We start from the raw sequence: 26,814 nt of genomic DNA, 5'->3' as shown, positions 1-26,814 counted from the left end.
CTGCCTCAGTAGGCGAGGCAGACCTGACCGGAGATCTTCATGTCGACGGCACCGACGCAATTGACCGTGCCCTCGACCTCGAGGCGCCCCCCGCCGGTCGGCGAGAAGATGCCGCGTCCGCTTTGCGGCTCGGTGATCTCGCGGAAGCTGCCGTACTGCAGGTCCATGCCCGGAATGCCGCAGCTGGTGAAGTCCGGCATGCCGTCGTAGCGGCTGATCGCGACGACCTGGGAATGCACGGTCTGGCCGAACACCGAGATCGCGTCGCCGCACACCAGCGTGTGCGTGAAGCCGCCGAAAGTACCGTCCGGGTTGAAGAAGGCCTTGCCCTGGATGCCGCACTTGAGCTTGAGCTGCTCATCGACCGTGCCGGCCAGGACGCCGAGCGTCTCACCGGGCCCGATGGCGTTCGTCGTGATCTTCCCGCTGATCGGGGCGAGCCGGCCCTCGCAGACACGCACATCGGCGCTTGCAGCGCCCGACACCAGGGCCAGCGCGGCAACGGCGACCGCCGCCGCACCCCGAACCAGGGAATTCATCACAGCTGGATTCTCTTTGTTCATCAGTTCTGCTCCACCGGAATATTGTTTTGAAGGCCCGCAGCGGTCGTCCGGACGATGGCAGCCGGGCAGGAAAAATCCCGCGAAGGATTGTACGGAGATGCGTCGCGGGTGGGTGAAAATGCGCAGACCATGCGCCGCCGCCCCGCGCAAACCGTCACGCTGCGCCCGCTGCAGCCCCTGCACGGCAGCCCGCAGAGGCCGGCCTGCATGACGACCGCTTGACCGGCCGCAGCGAACGCGGGATGCTTGCCCGATGCCTGCATACACCGGCGTGCGGCGCCTGCTCGGCGCCGTGCTGTTCCTTCTCGCCGCCCTCGCACCGGCCTCCGCACCTGCCCGCGCAGCCCCGGCCGACACTGCCGAAACGGTGCGCATCGGTGTGCTCGCCTTCCTCGGCGCCGACGCCGCCATCGGGGAGTGGTCGCCGGTGCAGCGCCGCCTGCAGGCCGCGCTGCCCGGACGCACCGTCAGCCTGGTGCAACTCGACCACCACGGCCTGCACGACGCCGCCGCCGCGGGCGAGATCGACTTCCTCATCACCAACCCCGGCCATTACGTCGAACTCGAAGCAGAACTCGGCGCGAGCCGCATCCTCACGCTCGACCCCGGCCCGCCGCGCGCGCCCGAGCGCTCGATCGGCTCCGCGGTGATCGTCAAGGCTGGCAGCGGACTGCGCACCCTCGCCGACCTGCGCGGGCGGCGCGTCGCGGTCGTCTCGCCCGAAGTCTTCGGCGGTTTCCAGACCGCCTGGCGCGAACTTGCCCGACAGGGCATCGACCCGCAGCGCGACTTCGCCGAACTGAAGGTCGTCGGCCTGCCGATGACGGGCGTCTTCGAAGCGGTCGCGCGCGGCGACGCCGACGCCGGCATCGTGCGCAGCTGCCTGCTCGAAAGCCGGGCGGAATGGCGCAACAACTTCACCGTACTGGACGCGCGCAGCGAGCCGGACTTCCCCTGCGCGACCTCGACGCGGCTGTACCCCGACTGGCCGCTCGCGACCCTGCGCCAGACCCCGCCCGCACTGGCGAAGGAGGTGACGCTCGCGCTGCTGGCGATGTCGGCCGCGCGCGACGGCATGGAATGGGCGGTGCCGGCCGACTACCAGGCCGTGCATGAGATGTTCCGCGAACTGCAGATCGGCCCCTACGCCTACCTGCGCGAACCGACGCTGATGGTGCTGGCCGAGCGCTACTGGCCCTGGATCGCAGCCTTCGCGCTGCTGCTGGCCGCGTGGATCCTGTACACGGTGCGCGTCGAACACCTCGTGCACGTGCGCACCGCGGAGCTGCGCGCGGCGCTCGCGGCGCGCGAGGCCCTCGAGGCCCGCATCCGCGCCAACCAGGAACAGGCCGACCATCTCGCCCGCCTGTCGGTGCTGGGCGAACTGTCGGGCACACTCGCGCACGAACTCAACCAGCCGCTCGCGACGATCGCGAACTACGCGCACAGCCTCATCCGCCGCAGCGACAACGGCCGCCTCACCGACGACGCGGTGCGCGAGGCTTCGGGCGAAATCGCCGGCCAGGCCGAACGCGCCGCCGGCATCCTCGGGCGCATCCGCGGCTTCGCGAAGAAGCGCGCGGCGGTGCGCGAACGCGTCGCCCCCGGGGCGCTCGCCACCGAAGCGGTCGCCTTGTTCCGCGGCATGCTGGCGCATGCGCCGGAAGTGTCCATCGAGGACGCGCTGCCCGCCAGCGCCTTCGTCGAGGTCGATCCGCTGCAGATCCAGCAGGTGCTGCTGAACCTGCTCAAGAACGGGTACGATGCGGCGCGCGGCCTGCCTCCCGGACGCCAGCGCCTGGCCGTGCGCATCGACGAGGGCACGGGCGAAAGCGCCGGCCACGCCCGCATCGCCGTGCGCGACCACGGCAGCGGCCTCGACGCCGCCGCGCGCGAGCGCCTGTTCGAGCCCTTCTTCACGACCAAGTCGGACGGCCTCGGCCTGGGCCTGTCGATCTGCCGCACGATCGCCGAAGCCCACCGCGGTCGCCTGACCGTCGACGATGCGGGCGGCGGACCGGGCTGCGAATTCATCCTGAGCCTGCCGCTGGGGCCGTCCACCAGCGAACCACCGGAGCACCGAACCGACCATGCTGCCGACCGATGACGCCGTAATCCATGTCGTGGACGACGACGCGGCCTTCCGCCGTTCGCTCGTCTTCCTGCTCGAATCGGTCGGCTGGCGCGTCGCGAGCCACGCCTCGGCCGAGGACTTCCTCGCGACACGGGGCAGCTCGCCCGACGCGCCCGCCTGCCTCGTGCTCGACATCCGCATGCCGACGATGAGCGGACTGGAGCTGCAGGAGCGCCTGCGCGCCGGTGGGGCCCTGCCGCCCATCGTCTTCATCACCGGCCACGGCGACGTCGAACTCGCGGTGCAGGCGATGAAGCACGGCGCCTGCGACTTCCTGCAGAAACCGTTCAAGGATCAGGCGCTGCTCGACGCGGTCGCGGCCGCCGTGCGGCGCGGCGCCGAGGACCGCTCGCAGTACGCACAGCGCGACGAGGCGAAGACTCGGCTTGCCCGCCTGTCGCCGCGCGAACTGGAAGTCGCCCGTCTGGTCGCACAGGGGCTGCCCAACAAGCTCGTCGCGCGCGAGCTCGACATCAGCGAAAAGACGGTGCATGTGCACCGCCAGCACGTGATGGAAAAGACAGACACCGGCAGCGCCGCGGAACTGGCGCGCCTGATGCTGCGCGCGGACCCCGCGGCGCTGGACTGACGCCTATCTGAAGCTCACAGCTTCACCAGCCGCGCCGGCAAGCCATTGCGCACCGCTGTGCCGGACACCCCATCGACCCAGAGCGCCTCTCCGCCGCGGGTCGGATCGACCAGTCCCAGATCGTTGAGACAGACCCCCGCCGCGAGATCCTTGCGCTGCGGCTGACGCGCCTCGCCGAGCCGATGGGCGCGCGCCCCCAGTTCGCGGTGACCGTAACCGTGCTCGACCGCCAGCACCCCGCGCATCACGCCCTCATGCACGATCACGCGACAGGTCGCTTGGCCACCGGGCGTCTGCATGCGGGCGATATCACCGGTGGCGAGGCCGAGCCGCGCGGCGTCCTCCGGATGCACGATCACCGGGTTGTCCGGATGCAGCGAAGTGATACGCGTGGCGATGCTGTAGGAGTTCTGCAGCGCCGACTTGTAACTCACCGCGAGCAGCGGCCAGTCGGCCTCCTTGTGCAGCTCGCGCATCGGCGTGCCGTCGGCGAAGGCGGGCGGCTGCCACGTCGCGCAGCCGGCGAAGCGCTTGCCGGTGAGGCTGTTCTTCGCCCCGCCGACGTTGTCGTTCCACAGCCACAGCGCGTTCCTGAAGCGGTTGGTCTGCCACTCGGGGTTCGCTTCGTCCTGCGCCTCCTTCGGCGGCTGGTAACGGCCGCCGCGCGTGTACAGGAAGGCGACCTTGCGCCACTCGTCCTCCTTCAGCGACGCTTCGAGCTGCGGGCGCAGGCGCGCGACGCCCGACAGCGCGAGATCCTCGTCACTCGCATCCCCCACCGGCGCCTTGCCGAGGAAGGCGACGTTCGCGCCGCCGCGCAGGTACCAGTGCTCGGGCCGTTCCAGCGGCAGCCGCCTGCCCTCCATGTCGGCGAGCCCTTCCGGGCCGAAGCCGGGCAGGTTCATCGCCTTCGCCAACGCCATGAAGAAGGTCTCCATGCCGATCGCCTGGCCATCGGGGGTCTTGGCGGCCTTGGGCTCGACCACCGGCCAGCGTGCCGTCGTCGCCTTCGTCGGCACGCCGTTCCACGGCGCCGTCCAGCCCCAGCTTTCGTACATCAGCGAATCCGGGACGATGTAGTCGGCGTAGGCGTTGCTCTCGTTGATCAGCGGGTCGACCGACACGATCAACGGAATCTTCTTCGGATCCGCGAGCTCCTTCTCGATCAGCGGACGCACCCCGGGCAGGCCGTACACCGGGTTCGAGCTCCACAGCACCAGCGCCTTGAGGCCGTAGGGATAGCCGCGCAGCATCGCCGGGAACCACTCCGTGACCAACCCCGGCGCGTTCGGGAACCATGCGTCGCGAGCCGGATAGGGCTTGCCTTCGGCCTTGCGGCGCGCGAACTCGGCGGACTTCTCGTACGGCACGTTGCGCCCGAGCGGCGTGCCCTTGGGCTTCACCATCCCGGGGAAGGTCTCCAGGTCGTAGCGCGGCCCGGCGCCGGCGTCCTTGAAGCCGCCGCCGTTCACGACGAAGCCGCCCTTCCAGTTGAGGTTGCCGATGAGCGCATTAAGCGTCACGACCGAATAGGCGTTGTAGAAACCGTTGCCCGCCATCATGCCGCCGTGCGCGATCGCGCAGGCCTTGCGGCCGTGGCGGCTGAACTCGTCCGCCAGCCCGGTGATGACGGCTTCCGGCACGCCGCAGATCGCCGCGCATTCGGCGACGCTCAGCTTCAGCGCCGATTCGCGCAGCAGTTCGTACGAGGTCTTCACGGCGAGCGCCTTATCCCCGACCGTCACGGTACCCGCAGCCTCCAACGGCGCAGGGCCCGTCGCGAGCCCCGCCGGCATCGGCTTGCCGTCCGCGCCGAGCACGAGATAGGGGTCGGCCTCCTTGTACTTCTCCTCCTCGGCCACCGTCATGCCGATGTCGGAGCCGCGCAGGAAGCGTCCTTCGCGCGGATGGCCTTTCTCGGCAACCACGAGCCAGCTCGCGTTGGTGAAGGACGGCTCGCCCGCGGCCTCCGCCGCCGCGAGGTTCGGATACGCGAGATAGGCGGTATTCACGCGCCCGTTGTCGAACATCCAGCGCATCATGCCCATCACCAGCGCGCCGTCGGTGGCGGGGCGGATCGGCACCCAGCGCCCGCGCTCGCCCGCGGCGCGGTTGTCGGCGTTGGTCAGCACCGGATCGACGACGACGTACTCCAGCCGCCCTTCGCTGCGCCCCTTGGCGAGCAGCGTGCCGGTGCGCTTGAAGGGGTTGCCGGCGTTGCCCGGCGCGGTACCGATGAAGATCACGAACTCGGCGTTCGCCAGATCGGGCTTCGCATGCGGCATCTTCTTCATGTCGCCGAACAGCGCGCCCGAACCGGAGCGGTAGGCGCCGCCGCAGTAGGAGCCGTGGCCGACGAAGTTCAGCGTGCCGTAGGCCTGGTTCCAGAAGCGCCGCGCAAAGGGCTCGCGTCCGTCATTGACACTGGAGATCAGCGCGACCTGATTCACCTTCGGCCCCAGCTCGGGCGCGGCCCGGTCGATCGGCGTCGCGAGATCACGCAGCGCCGCGAAGCCATCGATGTGCCCTTCGCCGAACAGGTTGCCGCCCTCGACCAGCTCCTTCACCAGCTGCTCGAACGAGATCGGCTGCCACTCGCCGCCGTTGCGCGGACCGACCCGCTTCAGCGGCGTCAACACGCGGAAGGGCGAGTTCATCTGGTCCATCGCCGCGTTGCCCCGCCCGCAGGCCGTCGAGCGCCCCGCCAGCCCCTTGTCCTGGAAGCGCGACAGCGCGACGAAGCTCTCCTTCACCGAGGCCTTCATCGGCAGATGCGGCTCCGTCGACAGCGGGCTGTACGGGTTGCCCGCGACACGCAGGACATTGCCGCTCGCCTTGTCCACCCGCACGCGCACACCGCACTGCGTCGTGCACCCGAGACAGGCGGTATAGCTCACCTGCTGGTTCGGGTTGATGCGCGGCTCGCCGGTCGCGGGATCCACGCTGAATTCCGGCTCGGCCGAGCGGCCGTGGATGTTGTGCCCCTTCGGTTCGTCCCCGACGAGGCCCGACACCATGCGGCCCAGGGTCTGGGAGAAGCCCGCAGCGAAGGCGGCGAGGCCCCCGGCGGCGATCAGTTCGCGACGTTCGATTTTCATGATCGGTTTCCCTTGATTCGATTCACGCGCCGACACGTTCGGCTTGGCCGATGCGGTCCAGCGGCAGCAGCGTCGTCAGCACGACGAAGAGGAAGATCCACAGCCCGGCGGTGCCGACGATGCCCATCAGGCCCTCGGGACCGAGCGGCAGCTGGTAGCTGTAGTAGCCCGCGCCGGTCTTGGGCACCTCCTGCCCGCCGATGAAGATCGTCCAGCGCATCATCCACGCGGAGTGCAGCGCCAGGAGCCCGATCAGCAGGCCGGAGCCGGGGCGCCGCACCGCCAGCGCGAGCGTCACGACCGTCGCGACCACGGCCCACACCGCGCTCACTTTCCAGTTCGCCGACGGCGCGACTTCGGCCAGCGCCTGCGCGTGCACCGGCGACATCCCGCTCAGGCCGAGCACGAGCCACACCGCCCCGACGAGCAGCGCCACCAGCTGCGTAAGCGCCAGCGCGACCGCCATGCGCCGCGTCGCCGCCGGGTCGCCGCCGCCGGGCAGCGCGCGGTTGAACACCAGCGCGAGGCCCAGCCCGCCCGCCAGCGCAGTGACGAAGAACTGCACCGGCAGCAGCGGTGTGTGCCACAGCGGGCGGGCACGCACCAGCATCACTTCGACGCCGGTGTACAGCGCGACCAGCGCCGCGCCGACGAAGGTGAGCAGCGCCGCGGCAATCAGCGCCTTGCGGCTCTCGTGCCCGCCGTAGGCGAGCGCCCGCGCGAGGCCGGCGAGCTTGCCGCCCTCTTCAGCGTGGCGCGCCAGCGCGGGACGGAAGGCGAGCCATGCGTAGAGGATCAGCCCGGTCAGGTACACCGGAATGAAGAACGCCCCCCACGACATCCACGATGTCGGTGTGAAGTAGGCGTAGAAGTGCCAGAAGCGTCCCGGCTGATGCAGGTCGGCGAGCAGCGCGACCGGCGCGGTCAGCCCGCACACCAGCGCCGCGAGCAGCGCCAGGCGCGAAATGCCTTCCCAGCCGCGGCGGCGGAACACCAGTCCCGGCAGCGACACGAGCCACGCGCCATACGACAGGCCGATGAGGAAGAAGTACTGCACCGCCCACGGCAGCCACGCGATTTCGCGCGCGACATTGACGGTTTCGACGATATCCGGGGTCATGATCGATCTCCTGTTCGCGTCAGCCGTGCGCCTTGCGCGGTTGCCACAGCGTGCCCTGGCCTTCGACCTTGCCCTGGAAGCGCTCGTCGAGGCCGATGTAGAACACGCGCGGCTCGGTGCCCTGTTCGGGCTTGAGCACCTTCACCTCGGCCTTGGCGGCATCGAGGCGGCGGCGCAGTTCGCCCTGCGGGTCGTTCAGGTCGCCGAAGATGCGCGCCCCGCCCACGCAGGTCTCGACGCAGGCCGGCAGCAGGCCCGCATCCACGCGATGCGCGCAGAAGGTGCATTTGTCGGCCTTGTTGGTCGCGTGGTTGATGAAGCGCGCGTCGTAGGGGCAGGCCTGCACGCAGTACGCACAGCCGACGCAGCGATCGCCATCGACGACGACGATGCCGTCGTCGCGCTTGAAGGTCGCACCGACCGGGCACACCGGGATGCACGGCGGCGCCTCGCAGTGGTTGCACAGGCGCGGCAACATGTAGGTGCCGGCAGGTTGCTCGGCGTCGGCAAGCTTCACGCTGTAGGTCGACACGATGGTGCGGAAGCTGCCTTCCGGCACTGCGTTTTCCTGGATGCACGCGACCGTGCAGGCCTGGCAGCCGATGCACTTCCTGACATCGACGAGCATCGCCCAGTGGTGCTTGCTGTCCGCCGCCAGCGCCGGTGCAGGCAATGCCGCCGCGGCAGCGGTGAGCACCGGGATGCCGCGCAGGAAGGCGCGGCGTGAGGCCGACACTTCACGCGGTTCTTCGTCTTTCATGACAACGCTCCATGGTTTGGGGAGTCGCTGTCACTTTAGGCGCGCGCGCCAGGGGCCGAAATTGGAGGGATGAAGAAGTGCGCTAGACGCTTTTACCTATTGCGTTGAGGTAAATTCCCCGGCCCGTAACCCGCAAGGGCAATCAACGCGGCAGACGATTACCTGATGCCCGCTTGGGTACCATGCGGCAGCTCGCTCCCCTTCAAGGGGGAGGAATGCGATGCCCGAGCCGACATCGCAGCACCTCACTCGACGGGGCGCAGACCAGCCCTCAGCGCCCTTCCAGCATCGCCATCAGGTTCGCGATGCGCGCGCGCCCCTCTTCCTTCGACACCGGCGCGTTGGTCTTGCGGTCGCTCATCCTGATGTCGCCGCCCATCTCGGCGATGAAGCGCGACGGCTCGCAGGTGCGCGTCTCCTTGCCCGCCTTGCGCCGCTCGCACCACGTGATGTTGAGCGTGCGCTGCGCGCGCGTGATGCCGACGTACATCAGGCGCCGCTCCTCCTCCACCTTGTCCTCGTCGATCGAGGACTGGTGCGGCAGCAGGCCTTCCTCGACGCCGACGAGGAACACGTGCTTGAACTCCAGACCTTTCGACGCGTGCAGCGTCGCGAGCTGCACGCCGTCGAACTCGGCGTCGTCCTTGTCCAGCATCGAGATCAGCGCGATCGTCTGCGTCAGCTCGATCAGGTTCTTGCCGTCCGCCTCGCCCTTGCGGCTCAGCCAGTTCACGAAATCGCGCACGTTGCTCCACTTCGACTCCGCCTCGCGCGTGTCGAGGTGCTCGAACAGCCAGGCCTCGTAGCGGATCGCCCCGAGCAGGTCTTCCAGCACGCGCGCCGCCGGCTCGCGGTGGGCGCGGTACTGCATGCGGTTGATGAAGTTGCCGAACTCCTGCAGCTGCTCCATCTGGCGCGCATTCAGCGCATGCGCCGCGCCCTCCTCGAACACCGCGGCAAAGAAGCTCACGTGGCGCCGCCCCGCATACTGGCCCAGCGCCTCTATCGTCGCCGCACCCACGCCGCGCCGCGGCGTCGTGATCGCGCGGATGAAGGCGAGATCGTCGTCCTCGTTCATCAGCAGGCGCAGCCACGAAATAAGGTCGCGGATCTCCGCCTTGTCGAAGAAGGACTGCCCGCCCGACATCACGTAGGGGATCTTCTGGTTGCGCAGCTGCTGCTCGATCACGCGCGCCTGATGGTTGCCGCGGTACAGCACCGCGTAGTCCGAGAACTTCGTGCGGTGCTCGAACTTGTGCGCGCTGATCTTCGACGCGACCCATTCCGCCTCGTGGTCCGCATCGCGGCAGGCCGTCACCGCGACCTGCTCGCCGTCGCCGTGTTCGGACCACAGCTGCTTCTCGAAGAGCTTCTCGTTGTTCGCGATCACCGTGTTCGCCGCGGTGAGGATGCGCCGCGACGAGCGGTAATTCTGCTCCAGCTTGATGACCTTCAGCTTCGGGTAATCCTGTTGCAAGAGCTTCAGGTTCTCGACGTCCGCGCCACGCCACGCGTAGATCGCCTGATCGTCGTCGCCCACCGCGGTAAAGGCCCCGCGCACGCCCGAGAGCTGGCGCAGCAGGCGGTACTGCGCCTTGTTCGTGTCCTGGTACTCATCGACGAGCAGGTAGCGCAGCTTGTTCTGCCAGCGCTCGCGCACGTCCGGATTCTCTTCGAGGAGCCGCACCGGCAGCGAGATCAGGTCGTCGAAATCCACCGCCTGATAGGCGCGTAGCGTGCGCTCGTACTCCGCGTACAGCATCGCCGCGGCCGACGAGATCTCGTCGTCGGCGAGCTGCGCCGCCTGCTCGGGCGTGATCATCGCGTTCTTCCAGCCCGAGAGCTGCCACTGCATCGCCTTGGAGCGCGCCTTGTCCGAGTCGCGCGAGATGTCCGACACGATCTGCACCGTGTCGGACGCATCGAGGATCGAGAACTGCGGCTTCAGCCCGCAGTGCACCGCCTCCTGGCGGATCATCCTGACCCCCAGCGCGTGGAAGGTGCACACCGTGAGCCCGCCCGGCACGCGCCCGCCCATCAGGCCCGCGACGCGCTCCTGCATCTCCTTCGCCGCCTTGTTCGTGAAGGTGATCGCGGCGATGTTGGCCGGGTTTAGCCCGCACTCGTTGATCAGGTGCGCGATCTTGTGCGTGATCACCCGCGTCTTGCCGCTGCCCGCGCCCGCCAGCACCAGGCTGGGACCGTCGAGATAGCGGATCGCTTCGCGTTGCGGGGCGTTGAGGAGAGCGGACATGGGCCTTGCCGGAGAAACGGGCGGAACGGAAATGGCAGCGCCGCCCGCAGGCGGCGCGAACCCGGATTTTACCGCAAGGCTTCCCGAGCTTCGGCCCGGTTACAACACGCCGCCCCGGTCGCAAGGGGGCTCTTGTGGGAGCGGCTTCAGCCGCGAATCAGCCCGCAGGGCTGCTCATGCGCCGATTCGCGGCTGAAGCCGCTCCCACCAAGGGTCTCCCTACTGCCCCAGCAGCCCGAACACCTTCTGCGCCAGCGAACCCGCCGCCTGCACCGGGTTCCTGCGGATCGCCTTCTCCTCCTCGGCGATCATCAGGTACAGCCCGTCGAGCGCCTTGCGCGTCACGTAGTTCTCGATCTGCGCGTCCTCGTTCTTCACCAGGCCGAAGCCCGCCGCCTGGCCCGCGAGCTTGTTGTACTGCCCGGCCAGCGCGAGGCGGTCGGTGCTCTCCTTGACGATGGGCAGGAACTTCTCCGCGAGGCGCGACTGCGTCTTCGACTTGAAATAGCGCGTTGCCGAGTCATCGCCACCGGTCAGGATTCCGCGTGCATCCTCGACCGACATCTGCTTGACCGCGTCGACCAGCAGCGTCTTCGCCTCGGGGACCGCCGCCTCGGCCGCGCGGTTCATCGTCGTCACGAGCTTGTCGAAGTCCTTGCCGCGCCCGGCCATGCGCATCACCGGCTCGACCTGCGCGAGCCCGTCGGGCAGCGGGATCTTCACCTTCTTGTTGGCGAGGAAGCCGTCCTTGCGGCCCAGCATCTCCACCGCGCGCCCGGCACCCTGCGTCAGCGCCTCGCGCAGGCCGCCTGAGGCCTCGGAGTCGGTGATGTTCCCCAGTCCGGCCGCCCAAGCCGGCACACAGATGACAAGCAGGGCGAAAGCTCGCAGAATGCAACGCATGATGGTCTCCAGGGACGGGTTTCACTCGAGGCGCCCGTGAGCATACCCCCGCGACGGGTATCGTGCGCGTGCCGGAGTTACCCTTTTTTCATTAATGGACATGACCCCGAGGCACTGTGGTGCAAGGGGTGGCAACACGGAGAACTCATGATGACGGCGACTGCCACACGCAACGGCACACTCTCGGAAGCCGAACTGCTGGCTATGCCGGCGGACGACTACATGAACGCCGCGCAGCTCGAATTCTTCCGCCAGCGCCTGCTCCACCTGCAGGCCGAGCTGCGCGAAAACAGCGAGGAAACCCGCTCGCACCTGCGCGAGACCGTGGCCACCCCGGACGAGGCCGACCGCGCGACGCAGGAAGAGGAACAGGTGCTGGAACAGCGCATCCGCGACCGCGAACTGAAGCTGCTGCACAAGGTGGAGGCCGCGTTGCGCCGCGTCGAGGACGGCAGCTACGGCTACTGCGAGGTCAGCGGCGAACCGATCGGCGTCGGCCGCCTGCTCGCGCGCCCGACCGCGACGCTGAGCATCGAGGAGCAGGAGCGCCACGAGCGCGAGGAGCGCCTCTTCCGCTGAAGGGAAGGGCGTGGCTGGCGGCCTTCCTCCCGCTCGCGCCCCGTCGCACCGACAGCCGGCAATAAAGCCGCGCAGGGCGGGATGAAATCCCGCCGCATCGGCACCGTCCTCAACCGTGACGGCGGGATTTCATCCCGCCCTATGTCCTGTGTTCCGGCGGCGTTCCGGGCTCAGACGACGCCCGCGCCGTGGGCCTGCTGGTCCGCCCAGTAGCTCGAACGCACCATCGGGCCGCAGGCGGCGTTCTTGAAGCCCATCTTCAGCGCTTCGGTCTCGAACATCTTGAAGGTGTCCGGGTGCACGTAGCGCAGCACCGGCAGGTGGCCGGTCGAGGGCTGCAGGTACTGCCCGATCGTCAGCATCTCGACGTCGTGCGCGCGCAGGTCGCGCATCACCTCGAGGATCTCCTCGTCGGTCTCGCCCAGGCCCACCATCAGGCCGGACTTCGTCGGCACCTCCGGGTGGCGCGCCTTGAACTCCTTCAGCAGCTTCAGCGAATACGCGTAATCCGCGCCCGGACGGGCCTGCTTGTACAGGCGCGGCACGGTCTCGAGGTTGTGGTTCAGCACGTCGGGCGGCGCCTGGTCGAAGATCTCCAGCGCGATCTCCATGCGGCCGCGGAAGTCCGGCACCAGCACCTCGATCGCGGTCTTCGGCGACGCGGCGCGCGTCTCGCGGATGCATTCGACGAAGTGCTGGGCGCCGCCGTCGCGCAGGTCGTCGCGGTCGACGCTGGTGATCACGACGTAGTTGAGGCGCATCGCGGCGATCGTCGCTGCGAGATCCTTCGGCTCGTCGCCGTTGAGCGGCTCGGGACGACCGTGGCCGACGTCGCAGAACGGGCAGCGGCGCGTGCAGATGTCGCCCATGATCATGAAGGTCGCCGTGCCCTTGCCGAAGCATTCGTGGATGTTCGGACAGGAGGCTTCCTCGCACACCGTGTGCAGCTTGTGGTCGCGCAGCGTCGCCTTGATCTCGTTGAAGCGCTCGGCTTCCTGGCCGGCGCCCAGCTTGATGCGGATCCACTCGGGCTTCTTCAAGCGCTCGGCGGGCACGATCTTGATCGGGATGCGCGCGGTCTTGTCGGCGCCACGCTGCTTGCGGTTCTCGGTATTCATTCGATTCTCTCGTCTCTTCGGGGTCACGGGCGCTTGTGGCGCCCGCTGCATTATGGCCTGTCGGCGGCCGGGCGGTGTGCGAGCAGGCGCCCGAGGTGGGCAAGCAGACGCTCCCCCACTTCCGCGACGCCGTCGGTCACGCCGAAATCCTTCATCCTGATCGTCTTCAGCCCCTCGTAGCCGCAGGGGTTGATCGCCGAGAACGGCGCGAGGTCGGCATCGACGTTGAGCGCGAGGCCGTGGTAGCTGCAGCCGTTCCTGACGCGCAGGCCCAGCGCCGCGATCTTCTCGCCGGCGATGTACACGCCCGGCGCGCCGTCCTTGCGCTCGGCCGCGAGCCCGTAGTCGGCGAGGCAGTCGATCAGCGCCTGCTCCATCAGCGTGACCATCTCGCGCACCTTGAGATGGCGGCGGTGCAGGTCGATCATCAGGTACACGACGATCTGGCCGGGGCCGTGGTAGGTGATCTGCCCGCCGCGGTCGATCTTCACGAGCGGGATGCCGGTCTCGCGCAGCAGGTGCTCGGGCTTGCCGGCCTGACCGAGCGTGAACACCGGCGGGTGCTCCAGCAGCCACAGCTCGTCGGGCGTCTCGGGGGTGCGCGCGTCGGTAAACGCCCGCATCGCCGCCCAGGCCGGCTCGTACTCGACGAAGCCGAGCCGGCGCACGACCAGCGGCAGGCTCCCGACCGCCTGCACTACAGGACCACCTTCACCAGCGGATGGGCCGACAGCTCGCGGTACAGCGCATCGAGCTGCGCCTTCGACGCGGCGCGGACGGTGCAGGTCAGGGAAATGTAGTTGCCCTTGCTCGACGGGCGCATCTGCACCGTCGCGGGGTCGAACTCCGGCGCGTGCCTGCGCACGACGTCCACGACGACCTGCGCGAACTCATCCACGCGCGCGCCCATGATCTTGATCGGGAAATCGCAGGGAAATTCGAGGAGGGTTTCCGGGTTCTGGTCAGCCAACGCGCATCACCGTGTTCTTGAATTCCTGGTACCAGGCATACATCTCGCGCCCCACCGGGCCGGGCCTGCCGTCGCCGACGGGACGTCCGTCCAGGCTGGTGATCGCGAGCACTTCCTTCGTGGACGAGGTGAGCCACACTTCGTCGGCCGTGCGCACCTCGTCCTCGAGGATCTCGCGCACCCCATGTTCGAGGCCGTGCGTGGCCGCCAGTTCCAGCACCACGTCGTAGGTGATGCCGGGCAGCATCAGGTGGCTCTTGGGCGGCGCGAGCATCACGCCGTCGCGCACGATGAAGATGTTGGAGGCCGCGCCTTCGGTGAGGAAGCCGTCGCGGAACAGCACCGTCTCGGCGCAGCCCTTGTCGACCGCGACCTGGCGCAGCAGGCAGTTCGCCAGCAGCGCGGTCGTCTTGAGGTCGCAGCGCGCCCAGCGGAAATCGGCCGCGCTCACGGCTGCGACGCCGCCCGCCAGCACTTCCGCCGAGGGCGTCACGAGGGCCTCGCTCATCAGGAACACCGTCGGGCGCATCACGGCCGGGAAGGCGTGGTTGCGCCGCTCGTCCGGACCGCGCGACACGTGCAGGTAGATCGACTGGTCCACCCAGGCGTTGCGTGCGACGAGCTCGCGCACGATCGCGTCCCATTCCGCGGCGGTATGCGGATTCGGGATGCGCACCGCATCCAGCGTGTGCCCGAGGCGCGCGATGTGTTCGGCGATGCGGAAGGGGCGGCGCGAATACACCGGAATCACCTCGTAGGCGCCATCGCCGAAGAGGAAGCCGCGGTCCATCGGCGAGATGCGCGCATCGGTCAGCGGCTGATAGCTGCCGTCGAGATAACAGATACTCATGAGCGCCTCGGAAGTCTTACAGGCTCTTGATCCACATCACGATGGTATCCCACAGGCGGCCGAAGAAGCCGGCGACGGGAACGTCCTGCAGCGCGACGACCGGGTATTCGCCGATCGGCTGGCCGTCGAGCGTGAGGTGCAGCGTGCCGACCTGCTGGCCCTTCTGCAGCGGCGCGACGACCGGCTGCTGGCTGGTGAGCTGGCTCTGGACCTTCTCCGCCTGGCCCTTGGGCAGGGAGATCACGAAATCGTTGAGGAAACCGACCGGCAGATCGTTCTTCTCGCCCTTCCACACGCGGAAACGCGACAGTTCCTGGTTCGCCGAATACAGCTTGGCGGTGTCGAAGAACTGGAAGCCGTAGTTCAGCAGCTTGAGCGATTCCTGCGCACGGATGGTGTCCGAGTCGGTGCCCAGCACGACGGACACGAGGCGGCGCGGGCCGCGCAGGGCCGACGCAATCAGGCAGTAGCCGGCGTTCGCCGTGTGGCCGGTCTTCAGGCCGTCGACGGTCGGATCGAGCCACAGCAGACGGTTGCGGTTCGGCTGGGTGATCTTGTTGTAGGTGTACTCCTTCTGCGAGTAGTAGTGGTAGTACTCGGGAAAGTCGCGCGAAATCGCCGACGCGAGCAGCGACAGGTCGCGCGCGGTGGTGTAGTGGTTGGGGTCGGGCAGGCCGGACGAATTCATGAAACTGGTGTTCTTCATGCCCAGGCGCTGCGCCTCGCGGTTCATCAGGTGCGCGAAGGATTCCTCGCTGCCGGCGATCAGCTCGGAAAGCGCGACGCAGGCGTCGTTGCCCGACTGGATGATCATGCCCTGAACGAGCTCACCGACCGTGACCGGCTTGTCGGGCTGGATGAACATGCGCGAGCCTTCCATGCGCCAGGCCTTCTCCGACACCGGCACGGTCTGTTCGAGCTTGATGCTGCCGCTCTTCAGCGCCGCGAAGGTCAGGTAGGCCGTCATCAGCTTGGTCAGCGACGCGGGCTCGATGCGCGTGTCGGGCTCGCGCGAGGCGAGCACCTGACCGGAGGCCTGATCCATCAACAGCCAGCTACGGGCGGCGAGCGTGGGGGGCGGGATGTTCTGGGCGGAAACTGCGAAGGAAATGACGGCAAACAGCAGGGCAACGAGGAAGCGCATGAGGGTCGGCTGGCGGGTAACGGTGGGCAGTCAGAGGCGGGTGAGCCTCGGGGCCGGGGCAAAAGAGTTGATTATAGAGCCTTGCCCGGTCCCCGACAGGAGACCGGCGCATGCCGCAATTGGTTCAGATTGCATCAGCGCGTAACGACGAAGGGGCGGAATTTCAGTTCGCGCGCGATGCGTTCGGCCTCGCCCTTCGCTTCCGTCACCGACGCGAAAGGCCCGAGATGCAGGCGATAGCGCTTGCCATCGGCGAGGACTTCAAGGCGGTCGGCATGCTCCGCGAAGGCGTCGCGCACCATGCCGCGAAAACCTTCCGCGCTCGCGGCGGAGGAAAACGCGCCGAGCTGCAGGAAGATGCCGCGCGTTGCGTCCGTGAGCGTAGTGGGCTCGGCCATCGCGAGCTGCACGGGCGGCTCGACGGGCGAGGACGGCGGCACGAGCGCAGCGGGCTTGCGCCCGGGCAGCGGCGGGATCGGCTTCTCGGTCGCGATCAGCTCGACGCCGTCGGGGATGATGGCCTCGACCTCGACCTCGGCGCTGCCGACGTTCGCGTAGCCCAGGCGATGCGCGGCGGCATACGAGAGGTCCATGATACGGCCCTTGTGGAAGGGCCCGCGGTCGTTGATGCGCACGACCACCGAGCGTCCGCTCGCGCGGTGCGTGACGCGTGCGTAGCTCGGGATCGGCAGCGTCGGGTGGGCACCGGTCATCGCGTACATGTCGTAGGGCTCACCGCTGGAGGTCGGCTGGCCGTGGAAGCGCTTGCCGTACCAGCTCGCGCGGCCGAGCTGGCGGAAGGGCATCACGGCCGTCGCCGGCACGTAGTCCGCGCCGAACACGTTGTAGGGGCGGTTGGCAAAACGGTGCAGCGGCTCCGCGCGCGGCTGCGCGTCGGGGATGTCGTCGAGGTTCGCAGGCGGGTTGTCGCCCGGGCCGTCGTCCTTGTAGTAGGCACCACCACGCTTCTGCACGACCGCACTCTTGCCCGGCACCGGCTGGGCCTGGGTCGCGGCTGTACCCGCCACCGGCGGCGTCGTGCTGCAGCCGGCCAGTGCCAGCGCGGCCGCGATCAGTCCCGCGAACAGCAGTTTGTACCCGGACGGGCCGGCTTGCAGGGTATGCGTCGGCATCGGTCAGTCTCCGTAATCACGCCTGCGCGAGCACGCGGCTGCGCTGGATGCTCATCAGTATCCCGATCCCGAGACACAGCGTGACGAGCGCGGTTCCGCCATAGCTGATGAAGGGCAGCGGCACCCCCACCACCGGCAGGATACCGCTGACCATGCCCATATTAACGAAAGCATAGGTGAAGAAAATCATCGTGATGGCTCCGCCGAGCAGGCGCGTCGCAAGCGTCGGCGCCATCGCCGCGATGTAGAAGCCGCGCAGCAGCAGCAGCACGTAGATCGTCAGCAGCACGACGATGCCTGTCAGCCCGAACTCCTCGGAGAGCACCGAGAAGATGAAATCGGTGTGGCGCTCGGGCAGGAAGGCGAGGTGGGTCTGCGTGCCGCCCATCCAGCCCTTGCCGAGCACCCCGCCCGAGCCGATCGCGATCGTCGACTGGATGATGTGGAAGCCCTTGCCGAGGGGATCCTGCGTCGGGTCGAGCAGCGTGCATACGCGGTGCTTCTGGTATTCGCGCAGACCCGGCCATTCGACGCCCGGCTGGCAGATGTGGTCGCCGAAGCCGACGATCGCGACGATGCCGATCGCGCCGACGGCGACGACCGGCACGATCAGCTTCCACGACAGCCCGGCGAAATAGATTATGTAGACGCCCGCGGCGGTCACCAGCACCGCCGTACCGAGATCGGGCTGCGCCATGATCAGGCCGACCGGGATCACTAGCAGCAGGCCCGCGACGATGAACTCGCGCAGGCCGATCTGGCCCTCGCGCTGCTGGAAGTACCACGCGAGCATCAGCGGCATCGCGATCTTCATGATTTCCGACGGCTGGATGCGCGTCACGCCGATGTTGAGCCAGCGCGTCGCCCCTTTCGAAGTCTCGCCGAAGAGATCCACCGCGACCAGAAGCAGCACGCCGACGGCGTACAGCGGCAGCGCAAGGCTCAGCAGGCGCTGGGCGGGCAGGCGCGCCGTCGCCCACATCGCCGCGAGCGCGACGGCAGTATTCACCTGCAAGGATGCGACGCGCTCGGGCGACGCGCTCATCATCACGACGAAGGCGTAGGCGAGGAGCAGGCCGAGCAGCAGCAGCAACGGCGGGTCGATCGGGCGCAGGAAGCCGCGCAGCAGTTCGCGTGGGTGGAATCGCGTGTCGGTCATTCGGAACGAGCCTCGCCGTCGTGTCCACCCGCATCGGGCAGTGCGGGTTGCGCAGCCGCTGCATTCGCGCCCGCATGCGGGTGGCCCGCATGCTCGTCGCCCTCGTCGCCGGCATCGACATCCTCGCCGGCCGGCTGGTCACGGCGCTTGCCGAGCAGGTGGAAGTCGATCACCTGGCGTGCAATCGGCGCCGCCGACTGCGCGCCGAAACCGCCGTTCTCGACCAGCACCGCCAGTGCGATCGTCGGCTTGTCGGCCGGTGCGTACGCGATGAACCACGAATGGTCGCGCAGGCGCTCGCTCACGCGCCCCTCGACGTAGCGCTGGCCGCGCAGCGAGAACACCTGCGCCGTACCGGTCTTGCCGCCGGCCAGGTAGGGCGCGCCCGCGAAGGCGCGCGCGCCCGTGCCGGCCCGGATCACGTCCACCATCGCCTGACGCACCGCGGCAGCGTGCTCGGGCTTGAACGGGATGGTGCGGATCGGTTCGGGCTCGACGGCGCGGCGCTCGCCGCTCACCGGATTCACCACGTTGCGCACGACGTGCGGCCGGAACACCTTGCCGTCATTGACCAGCGCGGCGACCGCATTGGCCATCTGCAGCGGCGTGTAGGCGTTGTAGCCCTGGCCGATACCGACCGAGATCGTCTCGCCGCCGAACCACTTCTGGTGCTCCTTGTTGCGGAAGCGCTTCTTCTTCCATTCCGGCGTCGGCAGCACGCCTTCGGCCTCGCCGGGCACGTCGATGCCGGAGCGCGACCCGAAGCCGAAGGGGCGCATGAAGTTCGCGATGCCGTCGATGCCGAGATCGTTGGCGAGCTGGTAATAGTAGGTGTTGCACGACACGACGATGGATTTCGGCAGGTCGACCATGCCGTGGCCGCCGGGTTTGTCGTCCATGAAACGGTGGCCACCGAACATGAAGTAGCCCGGATCGGCGATCGTCTGCGTGATCGTGCGCTTGCCCGCCGACAGGCCCGCCATCGCCATGAAGGGCTTGAAGGTCGAGCCGGGCGGGTAGGCACTGAAGATCGCACGGTTCACGAGCGGGTGGTCGGGCGATTCGTTGAGCGACTTCCAGTCCTCGGTCGAGATACCGTCGACGAAGAGGTTGGGGTCATACCCGGGCTTGGATACCAGCGCCAGCACGCCACCGGTGGCCGGCTCGATCGCGACGAGCGCGCCGCGTCGCTTGCCGAAGGCGGCCTCGGCGACCTTCTGCATCTCGATGTCCAGCGTAAGCTCCAGGTCGTTGCCGGCGAGGCCGGGCGTACGCGCGAGCTGACGCACCGCACGGCCGCCCGCATTCACCTCGACCTGCTCGGCACCGGTGATGCCGTGCAGCGCCGCCTCGTAGCTCAACTCCAGGCCGCTCTTGCCTATGTATTCGGAACCACGGTAGTTCGCGTCGTCGCCCGACTCCTCGATGCGTTCGCGGTCGCGCTGGTTGATGCGGCCGATGTAGCCGACCACGTGCGATGCGAGCTCGCCCTGCGGGTAGTCGCGGAACAGGCGCGCCTGCACCTCGACCCCGGGGAACTGGTAGCGTCGCGCGATCACCCGCGCCACCTCCTCCTCGGTCAGGCGCGTGCGGATCGGCACGCTCTCGAAGTTCTTGCTCTCGTCGAGCAGCTTCTTGAAGCGGCGGCGGTCGCGCGCATCGATCTCGATGATCTCCGCCAGCCCGTCTATCGTCGCCTCGAGATCGCGCGCGCGCGAGGGCGTAATCTCCAGCGTGTAGGCCGCGTAGTTGCGCGCGAGCGGCACGCCGTTGCGGTCCGTGATCGAACCGCGCCCCGGCACGATGGGCAGCAGCGCGATGCGGTTGTCCTCGGCACGAGTGTGGTAGTAGTCGTAGCGCACGACCTGCAGGAACCAGAAGCGCGCGACCAGCAGGCCGAAGCACACGGCGATGAAGATGCCCGCGATCAGGACGCGGCGGCGAAAGCGCCCCAGTTCCTCGTCGGGGGTACGGAATTCCATCATGGGTTCAGATCGGCCGGTTATCGTCCCGGTCCACCGGCTGGTACTGCGGCAGCAGCAACAGATAGTTGAGCGGCACCCACAGCGCCGCGCTCGTGAGGCTGGACAGGAAGTACCACCACCCGGGGAACTCGGCCCCTGCCAGGACGCGCACGATGACCATGATCACTTGTGTCAGCAGCAGCAGCGGGAACATCTGCAGCGCCTGCTGCATCGGCCCGAACCACAGCACGCGCCGCGACACCGCCGACGCCAGGTAGCACAGCACGACGTAGGCGAGGGCATACTGCCCCATTGCGGCGCCGTGGCCGATGTCGACCAGCACACCGAACAGGAAGCCCGCGCCCATGCCGACGCGCAGCGGCTCGCGGATCGACCAGAAGGCCAACACCAGCGCGACCCAGTCCGGCACGCCGGGCGTCAGCCCGGTCGGGATGTAGCTCAGCGCGAGCGCAACCAGCAGGCTCAGGTAGGCGAACCAGGTTTTGGCCGGTAGCAGGATGCGACTCGAGCGGTGGGTCGGCTGCATGAATGGTTTCCTTAACCCTTGCGGCCCTTGCGCGGCTCCGGTTCGGGCACCGGAGCCGGACGCGGGGGCGGCGGTTCGGCGCGTCCGAGCAACAGCACCTGGGTCGTGCGCTCGACGCCCGCGACCGGCTCGCACACGATCACGGCGAACGTCTGCGCGTCGCGGTCGACGCTGACGACGTCGGCCACCGGCAGCCCGGCGAGAAACAGGCCGTCGAGACCCGAGGTCACGAGCCGGTCCCCCACGCGCACGTCGGCGCCCGACAGCGTGAAGCGCAGTTCCAGCCGGCCCTGACCCGCACCGGCGAGCACGCCGCGCAGCCCGTTGCGCGCGACCTGCACCGGAACGGCCTGATCCTTGTCGGTGAGCAGCGTGACCTCAGCCTGCACCGGATACACGCGCGTGACCTGGCCGATCATGCCCTGCTCATTGACGACCGCCATGCCGGCCTCGACGCCCTGCTGGCTGCCGCGGTTGAGAATCACCTTGCGGTCGAACGGGTCCGGCGCGTCGTAAAGGATTTCCGCGGCGACGCTCCTGGCCGCGACCGACGCCCCCATGCCGAGAAGCCCGCGCAGTCTGCGGTTCTCCTCCTCGAGCTGGTCGAAGCGCAGCAGACGCTGCGCCGCTTCCAGTTCGCGGCCGCGCAGCGCCGAGTTGTCCTTCTGCACCTCGACGAGGGTGCCGAAATACACCGCCGCATTGCGCACCAGATCCGCCGGCGCCGCAGCCGCCATCTGCAGCGGCCAGGTCGCCACCGACAGCGCCTGGCGCACCACTTCCAGGTAGCGGAATTTCAGGTCGGCGACCAGCATCGCCAGGCACACCGACACGAGCACCAGCAGCCGCACGAGCGGCGTGGGTCCCTGCCTGAAGATGGGTGGAGACGGATGGCCGGCGAGGGACATCGTGAGCCGTGTGCGGCGGAGCGCGGCAGGCCCGGAAGCCGACCGCAGCAACGCGACTTACTCGGACGCGAAGATGGACCCGAGCTTGTCCATCTTCTCCAGCGCCATGCCGCAGCCGCGCGCGACGCAGGTCAGCGGCTCCTCCGCGACGATCACCGGCAGGCCGGTCTCTTCCATCAACAGGCGATCGAGGTCGCGCAGCAGCGCGCCGCCGCCGGTCAGCACCATGCCGCGGTCGGCGATGTCGGCACCCAGTTCGGGCGGGGTCTGTTCGAGGGCGATCTTCACCGCCGAAACGATCTGGTTCAGCGGCTCGGTCAGCGCCTCGAGGATCTCGTTCGACGAGATCGTGAAGCTGCGCGGGATACCTTCGGCGAGGTTGCGCCCCTTCACTTCCATTTCACGCACCTCCGAACCCGGGAAGGCCGAACCGATCTGCTTCTTGATGTTCTCGGCCGTCGTGTCGCCGATCAGCATGCCGTAGTTGCGGCGGATGTAGTTGACGATCGAGTCGTCGAACTTGTCGCCGCCCACGCGCACGGAACCCGCATACACCATGCCGCCGAGCGAGATCACGCCGACCTCGGTGGTGCCGCCGCCGATATCCACGACCATCGAGCCGGTCGCATCCGACACCGGCAGCCCGGCGCCGATCGCCGCCGCCATCGGCTCCTCGATCAGGTACACCTGCGACGCGCCCGCGGCGAGGGCCGCGTCGCGGATCGCACGGCGCTCGACCTGGGTCGAGCCGCAGGGCACGCAGATGATGATGCGCGGGCTCGGCGAGAACATGCGCGAGTCGTGCACCTTCTTGATGAACTGCTTGATCATCTGCTCGGTCACGACGAAGTCGGCGATCACGCCGTCCTTCATCGGGCGGATCGCCGTGATGTTGCCCGGCGTCTTGCCCAGCATCTGCTTCGCCGCATGGCCGACCGCCTGGATCGTGCGCTTGGCGTTGGGCCCGCCCTCGGTACGGATCGCGACGACGGACGGCTCGTCGAGCACGATGCCCTTGCCGCGCACGTAGATCAGCGTGTTCGCGGTACCCAGGTCAATGGCCAGATCGTTGGAGAAATATGAACGCAGGAAACCAAACATGCGGAAAATTCCGAAACCGGTGAGGAGGGTGGGCGGTGGGGCTGATGCCCGGCCGGACTGGCGGCAAACGAGTATGATAACCTACAAATCTTTGTGATTTAAGCGGGTTTTGTTTCCTCATGTCGCTTACCACTGAACAGGTCCTGCGCATCGCCGGACTCGCGCGCATCGAACTCGCCGACGGCGACGTCGAGGCCACGCGCGCCAAACTGAACGGAATCTTCGGCCTGATCGAACAGATGCAGGCGGTCGATACCCGCGGCGTCGAACCGATGAGCCATCCGCAGGACCTCGCACAGCGCCTGCGTACCGATGTCGCGACCGAAGCGGACCGCCGCGAGGCCTTCCAGCGCGTCGCCCCGCAGACCGAAGCGGGCCTCTACCTCGTCCCGAAGGTCATCGAGTAAGCCATGATCAACGCCAGCCTCACCGAACTGCGCACCGCGCTCGATGCGAAGCGGATCTCCAGCGTCGAGCTCGCGACGCTCTTCCTCGACCGCGTCGCCGCGCACAACCCGACGCTCAACGCCTTCATCACCGTCGACCGCGACGGCGCGATCGAGGCCGCCCGTGCCGCCGACGCGCGCATCGCCGCCGGCAACGCCGGCCCGCTCACCGGCATCCCGCTCGCGCACAAGGACGTCTTCTGCACCGAAGGCCTGCTCACGACCTGCGGCTCGAAGATGCTGTCGACCTTCGTCAGCCCCTATGACGCCCACGTCGTCTCGCTGCTCAAGGCCGCCGGCGCGGTGAACCTGGGCAAGACCAACATGGACGAGTTCGCGATGGGCTCGTCGAACGAGAACTCGCACTTCGGCCCGGTGAAGAATCCCTGGGACACCACCCGCATCCCGGGCGGCTCCTCGGGCGGCTCGGCTGCCGCGGTCGCCGCGCGCCTCGCGCCCATCGCCACCGGCACCGACACCGGCGGCTCGGTGCGCCAGCCCGCCGGCCACACCGGCATCACCGGCATCAAACCGACCTACGGCGTCGTCAGCCGCTACGGCATGATCGCCTACGCCAGCTCGCTCGACCAGGGCGGCGCCTTCGGCGCGTCCGCGGCCGACTGCGCAGCGCTCCTCACCGCGATGGCGGGCTTCGACGAGCGCGACTCCACGAGCCTCGAGCGCCCCGCCGAGGACTACGCGCGCGAGATCGCCGCTCCCGCCTCCGACAAGCCCCTCGCGGGCCTGCGCATCGGCCTGCCGCGCGAATTCTTCGCCGAAGGCATGGCCGGGGACGTGCGCGCCGCGGTCGAGACCGCGCTCGAGCAGTACCGCAGGCTCGGCGCGAGCACCGTCGAGGTGAGCCTGCCGAACGCGAAGCTCGCGATCCCCGCCTACTACGTGATCGCCCCGGCCGAAGCCTCGAGCAACCTGTCGCGCTTCGACGGCGTGCGCTACGGCCACCGCGCCGCCGAGTACCGCGACCTCGCCGAGATGTACGCGAAGAGCCGCGCCGAAGGCTTCGGCGCCGAAGTGAAGCGCCGCATCCTGGTCGGCACCTACGTGCTGTCGCACGGCTACTACGACGCCTACTACCTGCAGGCGCAGAAGCTGCGCCGCCTGATCGCGCAGGACTTCCAGGCCGCCTTCCAGCAGTGCGACGTGATCGCCGGCCCGACCAGCCCGACCACCGCGTGGGCGATCGGCGAGAAGACCGACGATCCGGTGCAGATGTACCTGTCGGACATCTACACCATCGCCGTGAATCTCGCCGGCCTGCCGGGCCTGTCGCATCCCTGCGGCTTCGGCGCCGGGAATCTCCCGGTCGGCCTGCAGCTCATCGGCGACTACTTCGGCGAAGCACGCCTGCTCGCCACCACGCACCAGTACCAGCAGGCGACCGACTGGCACCTGCGCCGCCCGGCCTGAGCGTCCCATGCGCCGCCTTCATCCCGCCCTCCGCGCCGCCGCGCTCGCCGCCGCCCTGCTGCTCGGCGCCTGCGCGACGCCGCCCGAGCGCAAGGCCGAACCCGCCGCGACCGCGCCCTCATCGACGCAATCCGCCGCGCAGGCCGCAGCCGAAGCCGCCCCCACGCGCGCCCTGCAGCGCGGCCGGCTCAAACCGATGCCGGTGCGTCCGCTCTCGATCAAGACCGACTGCCGCTTCAAGGACGAAGTCGGCTACGGCGGCAGCGCCGTGCTCGACGTCAGCTACTCCGAAGTGCGCGCCTTCGCCGCGAAGGTCGAAGTGCCCAAGCGCGGCAGCTGCCAGTTCGACCTCGCCGACTTCAAGCAGGTGCTCAAGGAGCCGCACGTCGAACTGCAGGCCCGCGACGGCTGCACGGTGCGCATGTGGGAACAGGGCGAACAGGTCACCGTGGCATTCTCCGAATGCGCGAAACGCTGCACCCGCGGCACGTTCGAATACGTATGGCCGATCCTCGTGGACCGGACCAGCGGCCAGTGCACCTGACCGCGTGAGAAAACCAGAGATACGAATATGAGCAGATCGGATTGGGAAGTCGTCATCGGGCTGGAAGTGCATGCCCAGCTCAACACCGCGTCGAAGATCTTTTCCGGCGCCAGCACCGCCTTCGGCGCCGCGCCCAACGTGCAGGCCTGCGCCGTCGACATCGCGCTGCCCGGCGTACTGCCGGTGCTCAACCGCGGCGCGGTCGAGCGCGCAATCCGCTTCGGCCTGGCGATCGGCGCGAACGTCGCGCCGAAGAGCGTGTTCGCGCGCAAGAACTACTTCTACCCCGACCTCCCCAAGGGCTACCAGATCAGCCAGTTCGAGCTGCCGGTGGTGCAGGGCGGCGAAATCACGATCCGCGTCGGCGAGGGCGACAAAGCGTACGAGAAGACCGTGCAGCTCACCCGCGCCCACCTCGAGGAAGACGCCGGCAAGAGCCTGCACGAGGACTTCCACGGCATGAGCGGCATAGACCTCAACCGCGCCGGCACGCCGCTGCTCGAGATCGTCTCCGAACCCGACATGCGCTCGTCCGCCGAGGCCGTCGCCTACGCGCGCGCGCTGCACGCGCTGGTGCGCTGGATCGACATCTGCGACGGCAACATGCAGGAAGGCTCCTTCCGCTGCGACGCCAACGTTTCCGTGCGCCGCCCGGGCGGGCCGCTCGGCACGCGCCGCGAGATCAAGAACCTGAACTCCTTCCGCTTCCTGCAGCAGGCGATCGACTTTGAGGTGCAGTGGCAGATCGACACCATCGAGGACGGCGGCAAGATCCAGCAGGCGACGGTGCTGTTCGACCCCGACAGCGGCGAGACGCGCATGATGCGCTCGAAGGAAGACGCCCACGACTACCGCTACTTCCCCGATCCGGACCTCCTGCCGCTGGTGATCTCGCCCGAGTGGAAGGCCCGCGTCGCTTCGGAGATGCCCGAACTGCCGGACGCGATGAAGGCGCGTTTCATCGACGAACTGGGTCTGTCCGCCTACGACGCGACGACGCTCACGGCGTCGAAGGAAGTCGCCGCCTTCTACCAGGCCACCGTCGACGCCGCCGGCGTCGCGCTGGCCAAGCCCTGCGCGAACTGGGTCATGGGGGATCTCGCGGCGCGCCTGAACAAGGCCGAACTCGACGCTTCCGCCTCCCCGGTCTCGCCCGCGCAACTCGCCGGCCTCATCGCCCGCATCGGCGACGGCACGATCTCCAACAACATCGGCAAGAAGGTGTTCGAAGCCCTGTGGAACGGCGAGGGCGGAGGGAGCGCCAATGCGGCGGACGCCATCATCGAGGCCCAGGGCCTGCGCCAGACCAACGACGCCGGCGCGATCGAGGCGATCATCGACGAGGTGCTCGCGGCAAACCAGAAGTCGGTCGAGGAATTCCGTGCCGGCAAGGAAAAGGCCTTCAACGCGCTCGTCGGCCAGGTCATGAAGGCGAGCAAGGGCAAGGCCAACCCGGCGCAGGTGAACGAACTGCTGAAGCGCAAGCTGGAAGGCTGAAACCA

Annotated in this window: 24 protein-coding genes; 7 read left to right on the top strand and 17 right to left on the bottom strand. The window is 68.3% G+C overall.

Annotated elements, in window-relative coordinates:
• Positions 1-5 precede the first annotated feature (5 nt).
• Complete coding sequence (locus F464_RS0108310; RefSeq protein ID WP_232428850.1) at positions 6-539, bottom strand: hypothetical protein; 534 nt, start codon at positions 537-539, stop codon at positions 6-8.
• A 277-nt stretch (positions 540-816) separates the two neighbouring features.
• Here F464_RS0108310 and F464_RS0108300 point away from each other — a divergent pair, with 277 nt between their 5' ends.
• Both F464_RS0108300 and F464_RS0108295 read left to right on the top strand, forming a co-directional pair.
• Positions 817-2,670 carry a sensor histidine kinase gene (locus F464_RS0108300; protein WP_018989331.1) on the top strand — a complete coding sequence of 618 codons (1,854 nt, stop codon included), beginning with the start codon at positions 817-819 and terminating at the stop codon, positions 2,668-2,670.
• The gene (locus F464_RS0108295) at positions 2,654-3,286 is read left to right on the top strand and encodes a response regulator transcription factor (RefSeq protein WP_018989330.1); all 633 of its coding nucleotides are present in this window, start codon (positions 2,654-2,656) and stop codon (positions 3,284-3,286) included. Before F464_RS0108300 ends, F464_RS0108295 begins: the two co-directional genes overlap by 17 nt.
• 14 nt (positions 3,287-3,300) lie before the next feature.
• Here F464_RS0108295 and F464_RS0108290 read toward each other — a convergent pair whose 3' ends face one another.
• The 5 genes from F464_RS0108290 to F464_RS0108270 all read right to left on the bottom strand — a co-directional run bounded on the left by F464_RS0108290 (position 3,301) and on the right by F464_RS0108270 (position 11,421).
• On the bottom strand, positions 3,301-6,384 hold the full coding sequence (locus F464_RS0108290) for a molybdopterin dinucleotide binding domain-containing protein (RefSeq protein ID WP_018989329.1): 3,084 nt from the start codon (positions 6,382-6,384) through the stop codon (positions 3,301-3,303).
• Positions 6,385-6,406: 22 nt separating this feature from the next.
• A complete protein-coding gene (nrfD, locus tag F464_RS0108285) occupies positions 6,407-7,504 on the bottom strand; it encodes an NrfD/PsrC family molybdoenzyme membrane anchor subunit (protein WP_018989328.1) in 1,098 nt (365 codons plus the stop codon).
• 19 nt (positions 7,505-7,523) lie between these two features.
• Entirely contained in the window at positions 7,524-8,264 is a 741-nt protein-coding gene (gene dsrO / locus F464_RS0108280) for a sulfate reduction electron transfer complex DsrMKJOP subunit DsrO (protein ID WP_018989327.1), read from the bottom strand.
• Positions 8,265-8,535: 271 nt separating this feature from the next.
• The gene (locus F464_RS0108275) at positions 8,536-10,518 is read right to left on the bottom strand and encodes a UvrD-helicase domain-containing protein (protein ID WP_018989326.1); all 1,983 of its coding nucleotides are present in this window, start codon (positions 10,516-10,518) and stop codon (positions 8,536-8,538) included.
• 219 nt (positions 10,519-10,737) lie between these two features.
• A complete protein-coding gene (locus F464_RS0108270) occupies positions 10,738-11,421 on the bottom strand; it encodes a DUF4197 domain-containing protein (protein WP_018989325.1) in 684 nt (227 codons plus the stop codon).
• A gap of 147 nt (positions 11,422-11,568) precedes the next feature.
• On the opposite strand from F464_RS0108270, the gene dksA reads away from it, so the two are divergent.
• Entirely contained in the window at positions 11,569-12,000 is a 432-nt protein-coding gene (gene dksA / locus F464_RS0108265) for an RNA polymerase-binding protein DksA (protein WP_018989324.1), read from the top strand.
• A 170-nt stretch (positions 12,001-12,170) separates the two neighbouring features.
• Here dksA and lipA read toward each other — a convergent pair whose 3' ends face one another.
• From lipA to F464_RS0108210, 11 genes are all read right to left on the bottom strand, one after another.
• A complete protein-coding gene (gene lipA / locus F464_RS0108260; RefSeq protein ID WP_018989323.1) occupies positions 12,171-13,118 on the bottom strand; it encodes a lipoyl synthase in 948 nt (315 codons plus the stop codon).
• 50 nt (positions 13,119-13,168) lie between these two features.
• Positions 13,169-13,816 carry a lipoyl(octanoyl) transferase LipB gene (gene lipB, locus F464_RS0108255; protein ID WP_018989322.1) on the bottom strand — a complete coding sequence of 216 codons (648 nt, stop codon included), beginning with the start codon at positions 13,814-13,816 and terminating at the stop codon, positions 13,169-13,171.
• Positions 13,816-14,028 (bottom strand): YbeD family protein, encoded by a 213-nt coding sequence (locus F464_RS0108250; protein WP_408605228.1) that lies wholly within the window; start codon positions 14,026-14,028, stop codon positions 13,816-13,818. The genes lipB and F464_RS0108250 overlap by 1 nt, the downstream gene beginning before the upstream one ends.
• A 52-nt stretch (positions 14,029-14,080) precedes the next feature.
• Complete coding sequence (locus F464_RS0108245) at positions 14,081-14,938, bottom strand: aminotransferase class IV (protein WP_018989320.1); 858 nt, start codon at positions 14,936-14,938, stop codon at positions 14,081-14,083.
• A gap of 16 nt (positions 14,939-14,954) precedes the next feature.
• A complete protein-coding gene (locus tag F464_RS0108240) occupies positions 14,955-16,082 on the bottom strand; it encodes a D-alanyl-D-alanine carboxypeptidase family protein (protein ID WP_018989319.1) in 1,128 nt (375 codons plus the stop codon).
• A 134-nt stretch (positions 16,083-16,216) separates the two neighbouring features.
• Complete coding sequence (locus tag F464_RS0108235; protein WP_018989318.1) at positions 16,217-17,215, bottom strand: septal ring lytic transglycosylase RlpA family protein; 999 nt, start codon at positions 17,213-17,215, stop codon at positions 16,217-16,219.
• A gap of 16 nt (positions 17,216-17,231) precedes the next feature.
• Positions 17,232-18,374 (bottom strand): rod shape-determining protein RodA, encoded by a 1,143-nt coding sequence (gene rodA / locus F464_RS0108230; RefSeq protein ID WP_018989317.1) that lies wholly within the window; start codon positions 18,372-18,374, stop codon positions 17,232-17,234.
• Complete coding sequence (gene mrdA / locus F464_RS0108225; protein ID WP_026295846.1) at positions 18,371-20,359, bottom strand: penicillin-binding protein 2; 1,989 nt, start codon at positions 20,357-20,359, stop codon at positions 18,371-18,373. The genes rodA and mrdA overlap by 4 nt, the downstream gene beginning before the upstream one ends.
• Positions 20,360-20,363: 4 nt before the next feature.
• On the bottom strand, positions 20,364-20,885 hold the full coding sequence (gene mreD, locus F464_RS0108220) for a rod shape-determining protein MreD (RefSeq protein ID WP_018989315.1): 522 nt from the start codon (positions 20,883-20,885) through the stop codon (positions 20,364-20,366).
• An 11-nt stretch (positions 20,886-20,896) separates the two neighbouring features.
• Positions 20,897-21,793: a rod shape-determining protein MreC gene (gene mreC / locus F464_RS0108215; RefSeq protein WP_026295845.1), complete on the bottom strand. Its 897-nt coding sequence runs from the start codon at positions 21,791-21,793 to the stop codon at positions 20,897-20,899.
• Positions 21,794-21,850: 57 nt separating this feature from the next.
• On the bottom strand, positions 21,851-22,894 hold the full coding sequence (locus F464_RS0108210) for a rod shape-determining protein (RefSeq protein ID WP_018989313.1): 1,044 nt from the start codon (positions 22,892-22,894) through the stop codon (positions 21,851-21,853).
• A gap of 119 nt (positions 22,895-23,013) precedes the next feature.
• On the opposite strand from F464_RS0108210, the gene gatC reads away from it, so the two are divergent.
• The 4 genes from gatC to gatB are packed head-to-tail and all read left to right on the top strand — an operon-like array spanning position 23,014 to position 26,809.
• Positions 23,014-23,301 carry an Asp-tRNA(Asn)/Glu-tRNA(Gln) amidotransferase subunit GatC gene (gene gatC / locus F464_RS0108205; RefSeq protein ID WP_018989312.1) on the top strand — a complete coding sequence of 96 codons (288 nt, stop codon included), beginning with the start codon at positions 23,014-23,016 and terminating at the stop codon, positions 23,299-23,301.
• 3 nt (positions 23,302-23,304) lie between these two features.
• Positions 23,305-24,768, top strand: coding sequence for an Asp-tRNA(Asn)/Glu-tRNA(Gln) amidotransferase subunit GatA (gene gatA, locus F464_RS0108200; protein WP_018989311.1), 1,464 nt, complete (start codon positions 23,305-23,307; stop codon positions 24,766-24,768).
• A gap of 7 nt (positions 24,769-24,775) precedes the next feature.
• Entirely contained in the window at positions 24,776-25,312 is a 537-nt protein-coding gene (locus tag F464_RS0108195) for a hypothetical protein (protein ID WP_018989310.1), read from the top strand.
• A 27-nt stretch (positions 25,313-25,339) separates the two neighbouring features.
• A complete protein-coding gene (gene gatB / locus F464_RS0108190; protein ID WP_018989309.1) occupies positions 25,340-26,809 on the top strand; it encodes an Asp-tRNA(Asn)/Glu-tRNA(Gln) amidotransferase subunit GatB in 1,470 nt (489 codons plus the stop codon).
• The last annotated feature ends 5 nt before the right edge of the window (positions 26,810-26,814 follow it).

The sequence above is a fragment of the Aromatoleum toluclasticum ATCC 700605 genome (assembly GCF_000378245.1).
Classification (GTDB): Bacteria; Pseudomonadota; Gammaproteobacteria; order Burkholderiales; family Rhodocyclaceae; genus Aromatoleum; species Aromatoleum toluclasticum.
Note: the sequence above shows the minus strand (reverse complement) of the source record. Positions and strands in the feature narration are given on the sequence as shown.